This is a genomic window from Streptomyces sp. NPDC058632 (assembly GCF_042717095.1).
Taxonomy (GTDB): domain Bacteria; phylum Actinomycetota; class Actinomycetes; order Streptomycetales; family Streptomycetaceae; genus Streptomyces.
Genome location: NZ_JBHXQZ010000033.1, coordinates 30861 through 44886, shown reverse-complemented (window position 1 = coordinate 44886; position 14026 = coordinate 30861). Strand labels below are relative to the sequence as shown.

At 72.7% G+C, this 14026-nt stretch carries 14 protein-coding genes and 1 pseudogene; 5 read left to right on the top strand and 10 right to left on the bottom strand.

The window, feature by feature from the left end:
* The first annotated feature begins 35 nt into the window (after nt 1-35).
* Nucleotides 36-839 (top strand): class I SAM-dependent methyltransferase, encoded by an 804-nt coding sequence (locus ACFWVE_RS15150; protein ID WP_384013319.1) that lies wholly within the window; start codon nt 36-38, stop codon nt 837-839.
* Here ACFWVE_RS15150 and rfbC read toward each other — a convergent pair.
* The 9 genes and pseudogenes from rfbC to ACFWVE_RS15105 form a co-directional block, all read right to left on the bottom strand.
* On the bottom strand, nt 829-1437 hold the full coding sequence (gene rfbC / locus ACFWVE_RS15145; RefSeq protein ID WP_384013316.1) for a dTDP-4-dehydrorhamnose 3,5-epimerase: 609 nt from the start codon (nt 1435-1437) through the stop codon (nt 829-831). The two genes, ACFWVE_RS15150 and rfbC, sit on opposite strands and share 11 nt — an antisense overlap.
* Nucleotides 1438-1440: 3 nt before the next feature.
* Complete coding sequence (locus ACFWVE_RS15140) at nt 1441-3378, bottom strand: glycosyltransferase family 2 protein (protein WP_384013313.1); 1938 nt, start codon at nt 3376-3378, stop codon at nt 1441-1443.
* Between the two features lie 368 nt (nt 3379-3746).
* Nucleotides 3747-4106 (bottom strand): hypothetical protein, encoded by a 360-nt coding sequence (locus tag ACFWVE_RS15135; protein WP_384013310.1) that lies wholly within the window; start codon nt 4104-4106, stop codon nt 3747-3749.
* A gap of 115 nt (nt 4107-4221) precedes the next feature.
* Nucleotides 4222-4350 (bottom strand): hypothetical protein, encoded by a 129-nt coding sequence (locus ACFWVE_RS15130; protein ID WP_384013307.1) that lies wholly within the window; start codon nt 4348-4350, stop codon nt 4222-4224.
* A gap of 42 nt (nt 4351-4392) precedes the next feature.
* On the bottom strand, nt 4393-5502 hold the full coding sequence (locus tag ACFWVE_RS15125) for an XdhC family protein (protein WP_384013304.1): 1110 nt from the start codon (nt 5500-5502) through the stop codon (nt 4393-4395).
* A complete protein-coding gene (locus tag ACFWVE_RS15120; RefSeq protein ID WP_384013301.1) occupies nt 5495-6085 on the bottom strand; it encodes a hypothetical protein in 591 nt (196 codons plus the stop codon). Before ACFWVE_RS15120 ends, ACFWVE_RS15125 begins: the two co-directional genes overlap by 8 nt.
* Nucleotides 6067-6393: pseudogene (locus ACFWVE_RS15115) on the bottom strand ((2Fe-2S)-binding protein); the annotation flags it as partial. The pseudogene ACFWVE_RS15115 and the gene ACFWVE_RS15120, both read right to left, overlap by 19 nt.
* A gap of 237 nt (nt 6394-6630) precedes the next feature.
* Nucleotides 6631-6996: a nuclear transport factor 2 family protein gene (locus ACFWVE_RS15110; RefSeq protein ID WP_384013298.1), complete on the bottom strand. Its 366-nt coding sequence runs from the start codon at nt 6994-6996 to the stop codon at nt 6631-6633.
* Nucleotides 6997-7146: 150 nt separating this feature from the next.
* Nucleotides 7147-8913, bottom strand: coding sequence for an ABC transporter ATP-binding protein (locus ACFWVE_RS15105; RefSeq protein ID WP_384013295.1), 1767 nt, complete (start codon nt 8911-8913; stop codon nt 7147-7149).
* Between the two features lie 210 nt (nt 8914-9123).
* Between ACFWVE_RS15105 and ACFWVE_RS15100 the strand changes: the two genes are divergently transcribed.
* The 4 genes from ACFWVE_RS15100 (at nt 9124) to ACFWVE_RS15085 (ending at nt 12317) form a co-directional block, all read left to right on the top strand.
* Entirely contained in the window at nt 9124-10209 is a 1086-nt protein-coding gene (locus ACFWVE_RS15100; RefSeq protein ID WP_384013292.1) for an S-(hydroxymethyl)mycothiol dehydrogenase, read from the top strand.
* Nucleotides 10209-10838 (top strand): MBL fold metallo-hydrolase, encoded by a 630-nt coding sequence (locus ACFWVE_RS15095; protein WP_384013289.1) that lies wholly within the window; start codon nt 10209-10211, stop codon nt 10836-10838. The genes ACFWVE_RS15100 and ACFWVE_RS15095 overlap by 1 nt, the downstream gene beginning before the upstream one ends.
* 148 nt (nt 10839-10986) lie before the next feature.
* Nucleotides 10987-11952, top strand: a complete 966-nt coding sequence (locus tag ACFWVE_RS15090) for an SDR family oxidoreductase (RefSeq protein ID WP_384013286.1) — start codon at nt 10987-10989, stop codon at nt 11950-11952.
* 179 nt (nt 11953-12131) lie between these two features.
* Entirely contained in the window at nt 12132-12317 is a 186-nt protein-coding gene (locus tag ACFWVE_RS15085; RefSeq protein ID WP_266075646.1) for a hypothetical protein, read from the top strand.
* 162 nt (nt 12318-12479) lie between these two features.
* On the opposite strand, the gene ACFWVE_RS15080 is transcribed toward ACFWVE_RS15085, so the two are convergent.
* A complete protein-coding gene (locus tag ACFWVE_RS15080; RefSeq protein WP_384013283.1) occupies nt 12480-13844 on the bottom strand; it encodes a S1 family peptidase in 1365 nt (454 codons plus the stop codon).
* Between the last annotated feature and the right edge of the window lie 182 nt (nt 13845-14026).

The following is a 14026-nucleotide window of genomic DNA, read 5'->3' as shown; positions in this document are numbered from 1 at the left end:
AGCACTGCCCCATATCCGCAAGGAGAGTCCCCTTCGTGAAACGTCATGAATTCCTGCGCGCACTGCACAAGGCCAGCGCCAACCGCAACTACCTGGAGATCGGCGTCAACGACGGCCGCAGCCTGCACCTGTCACGCGTCCCCAGCATCGCGGTCGACCCCGCCTTCAAGGTCGTCTCGGAACTGAAGTGCGACGTCCACCTGGTCAAGGCCACCAGCGACGACTTCTTCGCCCGCGACAACCCGCTGGCCCACCTCAAGGGGGGCCGGCACCCGCTGCGCAACCTCCGCCGGGGCCGCAGCCCCGTCGGACACTGGCGGCGCACCACCCTCGACCTGTCCTTCATCGACGGCATGCACCTGTTCGAGTACGCCCTGCGCGACTTCATGAACGTCGAGAAGCACTCCGACTGGTCCAGCGTGATCGTCCTCGACGACATGCTGCCGCGCAGCGTCGACGAGGCGGCCCGGGACCGCCACACCACGGCCTGGACCGGCGACGTCTACAAGATCACCGAGGTACTGGCGCGCTACCGCCCCGATCTGGTGACGATTCTCGTCGACACCCGGCCCACCGGCCAGCTCGTGATCTTCGGTGCCGACCCGGACAACACCGTGCTGCACGACAAGTACGACGAGATCATGGCCGAGTACAAGGTGCCCGATCCGCAGAAGGTGCCCGAGACGATCCTGGAGCGGGCCGGCGCGGTGCCGCCCGAGGCGCTGATCGAGGCCGGCTTCTGGCGCCCGCTCGCCCAGGCCCGCAACCGCGGCCTGCCGCGGCGCCTGGGCTGGGAGCCCCTGCGCCGCGCACTCGACCAGGTCGGCGTCAGCCGCTGAGCCCCCTGCCGCGCAGCTCCTCGCAGCGTGCGCGGCAGGCCTCGTACGACGGCAGCAGGCCGAGGCGCTCCGCCTCGGCCAGCATCGGCGCCCGCATGTCCTTCGGCGACAGCACCGGGTCGATGCCCTGTGGCCACTCGATGCCCAGGGCCGGGTCGAGCGGGTGCACCCCGTGCTCGCGGCCCGGAGCGTAGCCCGTCGAGCACAGGTACATCACCGTCGCGTCGTCGGTGAGCGCCATGAAGGCGTGCCCCAGCCCCTCGGCGAGGAACACCGCGTGCCGGCTGTCGTCGTCCAGCCGGACGGCCTCCCAGCTCCCGTACGCCGGGGACCCCACCCGCAGGTCCACCACCACGTCGAGCACCGCGCCGCGCACACAGGTCACGTACTTGGCCTGGCCGGGCGGCACGTCCGCGAAGTGCACCCCGCGCAGCACCCCGCGGCGCGACACCGAGCAGTTGGCCTGGGCCAGTGACAGGTCGTAGCCCGTCGCCTCACGGAACTCCTCACCGCGGAACCACTCGTGAAAACTGCCCCGGTCGTCCGGGAACACCTTGGGCTCCAGTACCCAGGCACCCTCCAGGTCCAGTGCGCGCACCGGTCACCGCCTTCCCCTGATCAGCGGTGCCACCCTCGCACGGGCGACGCCGAGCACCCGCCGCGCCCTGCGCAGCAGTTTCTGTCCGGTACCGGGACGCGGAACCCGCACCACCAGCACGCCGCTCCGGCCGGCGCGGAGCGCGAACGGCAGCCCGGAGAAAAGCGGTTCGGCGGCATCCGGGTCCAGGCCGAGCGCCACCCGCCAGACACCGCGGGGGAGTTCCGAGGGCAGCGTCGCCTCCAGCCGCGCCCCCGGCAGCTGTGGCTCGGTGGTCAGCGCGCCCGGCGTGTACAGGGTCCGGCCCGCGGAGGAGAACCGGAGCCGCACCGGCGTGCCGTTTGCCGCGTGCAGCGGAATCCGGGCACGCAGCCGCGCCCCGGAGACCGTGACATCCGGCCGCCGCACCCGGCCGAGGCCGAGCCGCCTGCCCTTCACCGCGACGTCCAGGGAGAGATTGCCGTGCGGCTCGGTCCAGTACGGCAGGACCGCCCGGCCGGCGGCGACGCCCGCGTACGGCTCCCGGCGGGTGGCCCGCGGGGCCGGACCGAGACGGCACTCCTTGGTCCAGCCGCCGAGCCTGACCCGTACGACGGCGTCCCAGACCCCGTCACCCGGCAGCACGCCCGGGTCGACCGAGGCCGTCGCCCGCAGCACCAGCCGCACCTGCTCCCCGCCGTCCACCGGGGCCGTCTCCCGGGTGAACTCCACGGGCTGGAAGTACTGGGCGGAGCTGGAGCGTTCACGCAGCAGCAGATCGGCGGTCGCCTCGGTGAAGCGGGCCGCGGTCTGGGCGCCGACCCACGCCACCGCCTCCTCCACGTTCTCCGGCGTATCGGCCAGCGGGGCACGGACGGCATCGGCGGGGAACGTCATCGGCGCGCCCCCGGAGACGTATTCGGCGGTGAAACCGAGACGCAGCGAACCGCCCTCCCACTGCACGCCGGTCGGCGCCGCCGTCGCCGCGACGCCGGCCTCCCACTCGGCGAAGGCCACCACGTCGTCGTACCGGTCCGCCGCCGTCAGCGAGGCGACGACCTGCTGTGTCGGCTGCAGCCCGGCCGCGACAGCGGGCCCGAACCGCTCGACGACCACCTTGTGGATCTCGCCGAACAGCTCCTGGCGGTAGTCGTCCGGCAGCCCCAGCAGCCGCCGGGCACGCAGCCGTTCCACCATCTCCACCCGCAGCCACCGGCGGAACAGCCGGTCACGCACCGGGCCGGGCTCGGTGTACCGCTCGACCACGTCGAGCGCCTCGCGGAGGTTGGTGAAGTAGCCCACCGGATCGAAGCGCTGAAAACCGGCGTTGGAGGCGTCGTCACGCCGGATGTGGTAGTAGCAGACGTAGTCGCTGAGCACGGAGACATTGGCCGCCCGCAGGTACGCCTCGGTGACGAAGACGTGGTCCTCCAGCCGCCGCCGCCCCTCCGGGAAACGCAGCCCGATCTCGTCGAGGAACGCCCGGCGGAACATCTTGTGCGGGGTGAGGCTGTCGATCAGCGGCGCGTTCTCCACCGTGGCCCGCGGATGGTTGCGGCGGAACAACTCCACCGGCACACCGCGGTTCTTCCCGGCCATCTTGCCGACGACGACATCCGCGCCGTTGGCCACGCCGTACGCGTACATCCGCTCCAGGGCCTCGTCGCCCAGGTAGTCGTCGTTGTCGACGAACATCACGAACTCGCCGCGGGCGGCGGCGATCCCGACGTTGCGCGGCTTGCCGGACCAGCCGGAGTTCTCCTGGTGGATCACCCGCATCCGCGGGTCCTCGGCGGCCAGCCGGTCGAGCCGTGCGGGAGTCCCGTCGGTGGAACCGTCGTCGACGAAGATCGCCTCGTACTCTTCGGGAGGCAGGGACTGCCGTCGCAGTGAGGAGATGCAGTCCTCGATGTAGATTCCCGGGTTGTACACGGGGACGATGACGCTGACCTTGACCGGCATCTGGATTTGTGGCCCTTCGGGTCGCTTGCCGTCGAATGGGCGGCTTGGTACGCGTTGCCCGATCGTAACCCCGCGGCCACCCCGGTCCCGCCTTCCGGACGCTGTCGAGACCGTGCCGTGATCACCCCTCGCACACAGGGGCGATCCGCGTGCGGCGAGAGGTGCTTGACGATTGGTCAGGCGCGTGAAGGGCCGGTAGGTCAACACATGGTGGGCCGGACCGCTTCGTGTCGGTGGAAGCGGCCCGGACGCTACGAACAGATGCGCTCTTCACGGACCTCCTTCCGCGATCGGAGGTGTCATGAGGGCGACTACCCGAACCGACACGGTTCACACACCCCTTTTGTGACTGTTTGCCGCTCCCGGTGTCAGGTCCGGCGCCGCCTGCGGATCCGCGCCACCGGCAGGCCCACCACGGCCGCGCCCGCGAGCACCGCGGCGGCCCGTTTGGCGACCGGCAGGCCGGCGGTGCGCCGCAGGTCGAGGGGCTCGTCCGGCGGGGCCCCGGCACGCCGGACGGTCTGCGCCGCACCGGTCGTGACAGCCTCAGCCGTCCCCGAGGCATCGACCGTCCCGGCTGTACCGGTCGTATCAGCCGGGACGGTCTCTTCGGCCGTGCCGGGCGGCTGCGTCAGATGTTCGGACGGACAGGCGGCGAACCGGCCGACGATCCGCTCGCCGACGTCCGCCGGTACCCCGCGACCGAACCGGGCCGTCCGTCCGGGCACCGTGGGATCGGTACGCACGGACACCGCCGCGCCGCCGTCCCGTCCCGTTCCCCGAAGACGGCCGTGCCCCGGTAGGTCACGGTGACCGGGCCCACCTCGACCTTCACCGAGCCGGTCACCGTCTTGCCGTCGCACTCCTCGACGGTCGCCCCGGCAGACACGGCGCGACCCGTTCGATGTCGAGGAGCGCCCGCCAGGCGTCGTCGACCGGGACGGGAACGGCGAACTCGTGATGCAGTTCCATGGCCTTCACCTCGCGGCCCGGTTCTCGGGGAACCGGGGGCGTTCAGGGCGCGGACACGGGCGGATGGACCGCTCCCTCGGTCGCGGACAGCGGTGCGCCCGTGCCGCCCCAGCGCAGCGCGACGATCTCGGCGGCCACCGACACCGCCACCTCCTCGGGTGTACGGGCCCCGAGGTCGAGCCCGACCGGTGAGCGCAGCCGGGACATCTCGGCCCCGGTGAGCCCGGCCTCCACCAGCCGGTCCCTGCGGTCCGTGTGGGTGCGGCGGCTGCCCATCGCGCCGATGTAGGCGGCCGGCCGGCGCAGCGCCTCCTGAAGCAGCGGCACATCGAACTTCGGATCGTGGGTGAGGACACAGATCACCGTGCGCTCGTCGGTCTCCGTGCCCTGCAGATACCGGTGCGGCCGGTCCACGACGACCTCGACGCCCTCCGGGAAACGACGGGGCGTGGCGAACACCGGGCGGGCGTCGCAGACGGTGACCCGGTAGCCGAGGAAGGCACCGATCCGGGCCACGGCCGCCGCGTAGTCGATCGCCCCGAAGACCAGCATGCGCGGCGGCGGCGCGAAGGACTGCAGGAACACACCCACCGCGTCCTCCCGCCGCTGCCCCCGGGGCCCGTAGTGGCGCAGCCCCGTGGCGCCGAGGGCGAGTTCGCCGCGCGCGTCGGCGGTGACCGCCGCGTCCAGGCCGGTCGTCCCCAGCGTGCCCGCCAGCCGGTTTTGCCACACGGCCAGCGTGGCCCCGCGCGGCGCGGGACCGTCGGTCACCGTCGCCACGGTCACCGGCTCGCCCGCGGCGACCGACTCCGCGACGGCGCCGAACGCCGGGTCCCGCTCCGGCGTCACCGGGCGCACGAGCAGGGTGATCTCGCCGCCGCAGGTCAGGCCGACGGCGAAGGCGTCGTCGGCTCCGTAGCCGAAGGTCTCCAGGCGGGCCTCGCCGTCGGTGACGACCTCCCGGGCCAGCTCGAACACCGCCCCCTCGACACACCCCCCGGACACACTGCCCACCACCTCGTCGTCCGGTCCCACGGCCATCGCCGCGCCCGGGTCGCGCGGTGTGCTGCGGTCGGCACCGACCACGGTGGCGAGGCCGAACGGCCGGCCCGCGGTGTACCAGCGGGTGAGCGCCGGAAGGATGTCACGCACGATGGGCTCCTTCCCGGGTGCGGCGGGCGGGCCGGGTGGCAGCCCGGGCGGGGGAGGCAGCCTCGTCGGGCGAGGCACCCCGCACCACCGCAGCCAGGTTCTCCAGGGCGGCCAGGCGGTGGCCCTCGACGAACACGTCCACGCTCGGCAGCGCCGCCGCCGTCCCCGCGGCCGGCGGGGCGTAACCGGGGCGCGCCTCGAGCGGATCGGCCCAGGCCACCCGGTGGGCCGGCCGGTGCGGGCGGCGCGCCGTGCGCCGGACCCTGTCGCGCGGGGCCGGCGCCGCCGGCAGCCGTCGCACCTGCTCCCGCTCGGCGGCGGCCAGGTCCGCGAGGTCACGGTGGCGGAGCGTCTCGGTGGCACCGGCCCGGGCGGCCAGGGGCGGTCCCGGACGCCCCTCCTCCGTACCGGCCGTACGGCGGCCCGCGGCGTCGCGCACCACGAGCCGCCGCCGCGGCCGGGGCGCGGCCGGTGCCGGCGGTCCGCCGGTGCCGAAGCAGGCGGCGAAGACCCGGCCGTAGCGCTCCAGGTCGTTCCGGCCGGAGCACAGCGTCAGCCGCCCCGCGGGGTGCAGTGGCCGCACTGCAGCGCGTGCTGCTCGTGGAAGGCACGCTGCAGCGGTGTCCACCCGCCGTCCCGGGCCGGCCCCTGGACGGTGGTCACCTCGCCCCCGTCGGCCCGGACGGCCGGCACCGCGCGGCTCTTCACACTCGTGCCGTCCAGTTCGACCGTGCAGGCTCCGCAGCCCGAGGTGTCGCAGCCCGAGGTGTCGCAGCCGGTCGGGGTACCGGTCAGGCCGAGCCGGTCGCGCGGATGGTGGACCAGCAGCAGACGGGGTTCCACCTCGTCCTCGTACGTCGTGCCGTCCACTTCCACCGGGATACGGGTCATGTGCTCTCCAGGGACCGTGCGAACGGATACGGAGTGTCGGCGGACCTTGGAGGTGACGCAGGCCACTCCATGACCGGTCCTGCAGGACGGCGAGTGGTGCGCACGGACCTGTCGGGCGTCGAGCCCACTGCTGAGGTCCGCGGTGCGGGCACCCGCGCTCCACGACCGGAGCGCGGGTGCCCGGCCGTGTTCTCTGCTCCCTCGCGCCTTACGTCGCGCCCGGCCGGAACGGGCCGGTCATTCGTCCCAGGCCTGGATCATCGTCTGCTCGGTGATCCTGCCGTCGCGCAGCGAGACCATCGACTCCGAGTACACCCGCACCCCGTCCGGGTAGACACAGGTCTCGCTGAAGGCGGCCCGGTCGTCCTGGACGACGCACCGCTCCAGCTGGTGCGTCATGTCACGGCTGTAGACGTCGTCGAGCATGGTGGCGATCTCGTCCCGGCCGTGCAGGACCATGGGGTGGCTGGGCTGGGTGTTGCGGTCCACGATGCGCAGCTCGGCGTCGTCCGCGTAGAGCGCCGTCAGGGGCGCGGACGTCGGGGCCTCGAGACCCCGGCGCAGTGTGTCGGTACCGAAGCGGGATTCTGCCGAGGTTGTCATGATGACCTCCTTCGAGGGCCTCGGCCCGGTCCGGAGCGGGCCACGCCGGGCCTCACCTACGAGCCTCCCCCCGCCCGGTGAGTACGGCAAGCCCGGCCCGCGCTCCCCGGAGCCGTCCGCCCGGGTCCGGGACGGACCGGCCGCGAGGGCTCACCCGCTCGTCGCCAGGAACTGCGTCGCCGCCAGCTCCGCGTACAGCGGGTCGGCGGTCACCAGTTCCCGGTGCGTGCCGACCGCGCGGACCCGGCCCGCGTCCATCACCACGATCCGGTCGGCCATCGTCACCGTCGACAGCCGGTGCGCGACCACCAGAACCGTCGTCGTCCGGGCCACATCGGCGACGGTGTCGCGCAGCGCCGCCTCGTTCACCGCGTCGAGCTGCGAGGTGGCCTCGTCGAGCAGCAGCAGCCGGGGGCTGCGCAGCAGCGCGCGGGCTATGGCGACCCGCTGGCGCTCCCCGCCGGACAGTTTGGTGCCGCGATGCCCCACCAGTGTGTCGAGCCCGTCCGGGAGCCTGGCGACGAGACCGTCGAGCCGGGTCGTCTTCACCACCCGCGCCACCGCGTCGTCGTCCGCCTCCCGGTTCCCCAGCAGCAGGTTGTCGCGCAGGGAACCCGACAGGACGGGCGCGTCCTGCTCCACGTAGCCGATCGAGGACCGCAGCCGCGACAGTTCCCAGTCGGCCAGGTCCTGCCCGTCGAGGGTGATCACCCCGGAGTCCGGGTCGTAGAAGCGCTCGATGAGGGAGAAGACGGTGGTCTTGCCCGCCCCGGACGGGCCGACGAACGCGGTCATGCCCTGCGCGGGCACGGTGAACGACACCCCGTGGTGCACGTACGGCAGATCGTCCGCGTAGCGGAAGCGCACGTCGTCGAAGGCGAGCGCGGCGGGCGCGGCACCCGGCGCGGGCAGGAGCGCGGGCCCCGCGGCCGGCTCGGCGGGCAGCCGCAGTGCCTCCTGGATACGGGCCAGGGCGGCGCTGCCCGTCTGGTACTGCGTGATCGCGCCGACGACGCTCTGGATCGGCATCATGAGGTAGAAGACGAACAGCAGGAACGCCACCAGCGTGCCGATGTCGATGGTGCCCGTCGCCACCCGCGCCCCGCCGACCGCGAGCACGGTGATGAACGCGACCTGCATCGCCAGCCCGGCCGTGTTGCCCGCCGCCGCCGACCACTTGGCGGCCCGCACGCTCTGCCGCCACGACTCCTCGGCCGCCTCGTGCAGCGCGCGCTCCTCCCGCGGCTCGGCACCGGACGCCTTCACCGTGCGCAGCGCGCCCAGTACCCGTTCCAGGGATGCCCCCATCACGCCGACCGCGTCCTGCGCCTGCCGGCTGGCCCGGCTGATGTGCGGCACGATGAGCGCGAGGACCGTCCCCGCACCCGCGATCACGGCCAGGGTGACCCCCAGCAGCACCGGGTCGACGAAGCCCATCAGCGCGATGGTCGCGACCAGTGTCAGACCGCCAGTGCCGAGGCCCACCAGCGAGTCCGTGGTGACCTCCCGCAGCAGCGTGGTGTCGGAGGTGATGCGGGCCATCAGGTCGCCGGGCTCGCTGCGGTCCACGGCCGTGATCCGCAGCCGCAGCAGATACGACGACAGCGAGCGCCGCGCCCCCAGCACCACCGACTCGGCGGTACGCCGCAGCACGTACGAACCCAGTGCGCCCAGCGCGGCGTTGGCGATGACGAGGGCGGACATCAGGACCAGGGCGCCGGTGATGGCCCGGTCGTCCGACAGGTCGTCGATCAGGTCCCGGGCGACCAGCGGCAGCATCAGGCCGGTCGCCCCTGTCAGCAGGGACAGCAGGGCGCCGCCCAGGAGGGCCCACCGGTGGGGACGAACGTAGCCGAGGAGCGCCCGCCAGGCGGGCGGATCGGACTTCTGCACTACCTTCGGCGCTGCGCTGGTCACGTCGCTCCCTGGGCGTCGGGCGGAGAGTTCAGGCTACGTCGCCCCGGCTCCCCGTGACACGCCGGGCCGCCCCCGTCCACCCGGCACGGAACACGGGTGCGGAACACCGGCAGGAATGCCACGACCTGCTGTGGAGCCGACCCGCCGGGGCACGGGCAGGTCGCGTAGGGTCGACAGGACGTACCACCGGGAGACGAAGGAGTCAGCACCATGGCGCAGGAAGTACGCGGCGTGATCGCACCGGGCAAGGACGAGCCGGTACGCATCGAGACGATCGTCGTACCCGACCCGGGGCCGGGCGAGGCGGTCGTCCGCGTCCAGGCCTGCGGGGTGTGCCACACCGACCTGCACTACAAGCAGGGTGGCATCAACGACGACTTCCCCTTCCTGCTCGGCCACGAGGCCGCGGGTGTCGTGGAGTCGGTGGGCGACGACGTGACCGACGTAGTTCCCGGTGATTTCGTCGTCCTCAACTGGCGTGCGGTGTGCGGCAAGTGCCGCGCCTGTCTGCGCGGACGCCCCTGGTACTGCTTCGACACGCACAACGCGAAGCAGAGGATGACCCTCACCGACGGGACCGAGCTCTCCCCGGCGCTCGGCATCGGTGCCTTCGCCGAGAAGACGCTCGTCGCCGCCGGCCAGTGCACCAAGGTCGACCCCGCCGTCTCCCCGCAGGTCGCCGGGCTGCTCGGCTGCGGCGTGATGGCCGGCATCGGTGCCGCGATCAACACCGGCAACGTCGGCCGGGGCGACTCCGTCGCCGTCATCGGCTGCGGCGGCGTCGGTGACGCGGCCATCGCCGGCGCCCGGCTCGCCGGAGCGGCGCGGATCATCGCCGTCGACATCGAGGACCGCAAGCTGGAGACCGCCCGTTCCATGGGCGCCACCCACACCGTCAACTCTTGTACCACCGACCCGGTCGAGGCGATCCGCGAACTCACCGGCGGCTTCGGCGCCGACGTCGTCATCGAGGCCGTGGGCCGTCCCGAGACGTACGAACAGGCCTTCTACGCCCGTGACCTGGCCGGCACCGTCGTCCTCGTCGGCGTGCCCACCCCGGAGATGAAGCTCGAACTGCCGCTCGCCGACGTGTTCGGCCGCGGTGGCTCCCTGAAGTCGTCCTGGTACGGCGACTGCCTGCCCTCGCGCGACTTCCCCATGCTGATCGACCTGCACCAGCAAGGACGCCTGGACCTCGGGGCGTTCGTCACCGAGACGATCCGGCTCGACGAGGTCGAGAAGGCCTTCGGGCGGATGCACCACGGCGACGTGCTGCGCTCGGTGGTGGTGCTCTGATGACCACCCGCATCGAACACCTCGTGACCTCGGGGCAGTTCAGCCTCGACGGTGGCACCTGGGACGTCGACAACAACGTGTGGATCGTCGGCGACGACCACGAGGTGGTCGTCATCGACGCCGCCCACGACGCCGACGCCATCGCGGAGGCCGTGGGCGACCGCCGCCTGAAGGCGATCGTGTGCACCCACGCCCACAACGACCACATCGACGCCGCGCCCGCCCTCGCCGAGCGCACCGGGGCCACCATCTGGCTGCACCACGACGACCTGCCGCTGTGGAGGCAGACCCACCCGGACCGCGACCCCGACGCCTGGCTGGTCGACGGCCAGGTGATCGAGGCGGCCGGCGCCGACCTCACCGTGCTGCACACGCCGGGGCACGCGCCCGGCGCGGTCTGCCTGTACGACCCCGGGCTCGCCACCGTGTTCACCGGCGACACCCTGTTCCAGGGCGGTCCCGGTGCCACCGGCCGTTCGTTCTCCCACTTCCCGACGATCGTCGACTCGATCCGGGACCGGCTGCTCACGCTCCCGCCCCACACGACGGTCCGCACCGGCCACGGCGACTCGACCACCATCGGTGCGGAGGCCCCGCACCTGGAGGAGTGGATCGCCCGCGGTCACTGAGGCCGCTTCGGTGATTCCGCTTCGGTGACTGCGCCCCGGTCACGTCCGACCGGGCGACTCCCGGGAAAAGGGGACAGAGGATGTCCGGCTTACCCGTCACGCTCGTAACGACAGCAGATCGCTGTCGCACGTGACGGGAGGCCGGACCATGCCGGAGTCGACCACCACCGGGTCGTCGAACAGCAACGGATCGTCGAACAAGGACGGGTCGTCGCAGCACAAGGTCGCACTGGTCGCGGGAGCGACCCGGGGAGCCGGACGGGGCATCGCCGTCGAACTGGGCGCGGCCGGCGCCACCGTCTACGTCACCGGACGCAGTACTCGCGCCAAGCGCTCCGAGTACGACCGCCCGGAGACCATCGAGGACACCGCCGACCTGGTCACCGAGGCCGGCGGCCGGGGCATCGCCGTCCCCACCGACCACCTGGACCCCGCCCAGGTCAAGGCCCTCGTCGACCGCATCGCCGACGAGCAGGGCCGCCTCGACGTCCTCGTCAACGACATCTGGGGCGGCGAGAAGCTCTTCGAGTGGGAGGCCCCCGTCTGGGAGCACGACCTCGACAAGGGGCTGCGCCTGCTCCGGCTCGCGGTGGACACCCACGCCATCACCAGCCACCACGCCCTGCCCCTGCTGCTGCGCCACCCCGGCGGCCTGGTCGTCGAGGTCACCGACGGCACCGCGGACTACAACCGCGACACCTACCGCGTCTCCTTCTTCTACGACCTCGCCAAGACGTCCGTCCTGCGCATGGCCTTCGCCCTCGGCCACGAACTCGGCCCGCGCGGCGCCACGGCCCTCGCGCTCACTCCGGGCTGGCTCCGCTCGGAGATCATGCTCGACGAGTTCGGGGTGCGGGAGGACGACTGGCGGGACGCCCTGACCCGCGTCCCCCACTTCGCCATCTCGGAGACCCCGCGCTACGTGGGCCGGGCCGTCGCCGCGCTCGCCGCCGACCCACGGGTGTCCCGCTTCAACGGCACCTCTCTCTCCAGCGGCGGCCTCGCCCGCGAGTACGGCTTCACCGACCTCGACGGCAGCCGCCCGGACGCCTGGCGCTACCTCGTCGAGGTCCAGGACCCGGGCAAGCCGGCGGACGTCACGGGCTACCGCTGACAGTCCGCCCTCCCCGAAGGCGGTGCCGAAAAGGCGGGAAGGGCTGGAAAGGGCTGCGGGCGGAAGCCCGGGGATGTGAACTCGCCCACGTTCCATGGCAGATGGACGTGATCAGCGACACTGTCCGGTATGTCCGATTGGGCTGTGAATACTCACGCGGCTTTCACGCCGGTGGCTCTATGCTTCACAGCATGTCCACCACTCTTGAACCGTCATCCGAGCGATCGGCTGCCGAGGTCAACGAGGAGATCCGGGCCCTGTGGCTCCGGTCGGGCGGGACGCTGAGCGGCGAGCAGCGCGCGGAGTACCAGCGCCTCGTCCAGGAGTGGGCCGCGGCCCTCCCCGAGCGGGCCGAGGCGGCCTGAGGCGCCGCACAGGCCTCGTCGCCCTTCACCCTCGCCGGTCCTCCTTCCGCTGGTCCTGCCGCCCGCCCCGGCCTCGGCCGGGGCGCATCCGCCGTCCTCGTGACCGAAGTCGCCCGGTCACGTGCGAGCCTCCTCGCCGACGCCCGGGTGCCGGCGTCCGGCTCAGCCCCATGTCGCCGAGTAGTGCCGCTGGTACGCCTTGCGGTCCTGCTCCGACCTGATCCAGCGCGTCGCCACCAGAGCCATCAGACTGCCTCCGATGACCAGCATCCCGGGCCCCACGTTCCGCGGGTCGGCCAGGCGGGACAGCAGCGTCGACGCGTTGATCCCCGCCGCCGAGGAACCCGGCGACGCGGCGTCCGGAGCCGCTGCCGCGCCCTCCGCCGACGGGGCGGGGGTGGCCGTGTCCGCGCCGTCCCCGGCCTTCGGGGCCACGAGGAGATCCACCTTCAGCTGCGTCAGTGCCTTCGTGACCGGCTGGAAGAACGTCGTACCGCTCGCCTGCCGGCAGTCGCCGCTGCCGCCCGACGTCACACCGAGCGCGATGCCCTCGGAGAACATCGGGCCGCCGCTGTCGCCGGGTTCGGCGCACACATTGGTCTCGATGAGGCCGCTGACCGTGCCCTCCGGGTAGTTCACCGTCGCGTTGAGCGCGGTCACCTCCCCGTCGCGCAGCCCGCTGGTGCTGCCGCTGCGGAACACCCGCTGGCCGACGGTGGGGTCGCCGACCCCCGTGATACGTACGCCCTGGCCGTTGCCGACCGAGACGACACCGGCGCCCTCGCCGGCCCGGCCGCCGTCGTACTCGATCAGGGAGTAGTCGTCGCCGGGGAAGCTGCCGCCGACCGTGGTGCCGACCTTCTTCCTGCCGCCGTCGTCGGCGAACCAGACCGACCCGTCCGGCCCGCAGTGCCCGGCCGTGAGGATGAACTCACGCTTGCCGTCGGTCACGTTGAAGCCCGCGGAACAGCGCCCGGCGGTCGACAGAATGGGCTCCGCCCCGTTGATCCGTGTGGTGAAGGCACCCTCGGTGCGTTCCATACGGACGAAACCACCGACCTTCTCCGCCACTTGGGTCAGATCGGACCAGTCGTCCGCGGACACCGTGCTGTCGCCGCGTACCACCACCTCGTTCGACCGGTAGTCCATGGCCCAGGCCGTCCCGGGCACGCGCGGTGCCGAACCCAGCGTCCGAGTGGCCGACTTCAGGTCGCGCATGCTGTGGCGCACCATCTTCGGGTCCGCACCGGCCTCCCGCACCTCGGCCGCGGCCTTCTCGTCGGTGACCGCGACGACCGTCCGCCCGTCCTCGCCGAACCAGCTGCCCGCCGTGCGGGAGGAGCCGAGCCGCGACACGAGCGCGGAGCCGGGGCCGGTGTCCTCCTCGGACGCGGCGTACGGAACCGGGTCCGGCGCCGGGGGTTCGCTCGCGACGGCGCGGGTCACCATCGTCGTTCCGAGGAGGAGTCCGCCGACGGCCGCCAGCCGTGTCACTCGCCGGACGACCCGTCGTCGTGCGTGCCTCATGCGTGACTCCCGAACCAGAGAAGCGCGGTGCGAACACCGCGGGGCCTCCCCTGAGTCGAGTGCCCTCAGTCCATACGGACGCGGGCCCCGCCGTGTTCACCGCCGGAGCGATCCGATGCCGGGAGGCGTCGACCGGCCTGCGCACCGACCGCAGGAGGCGATGACCGGATCTAGACTGCCGG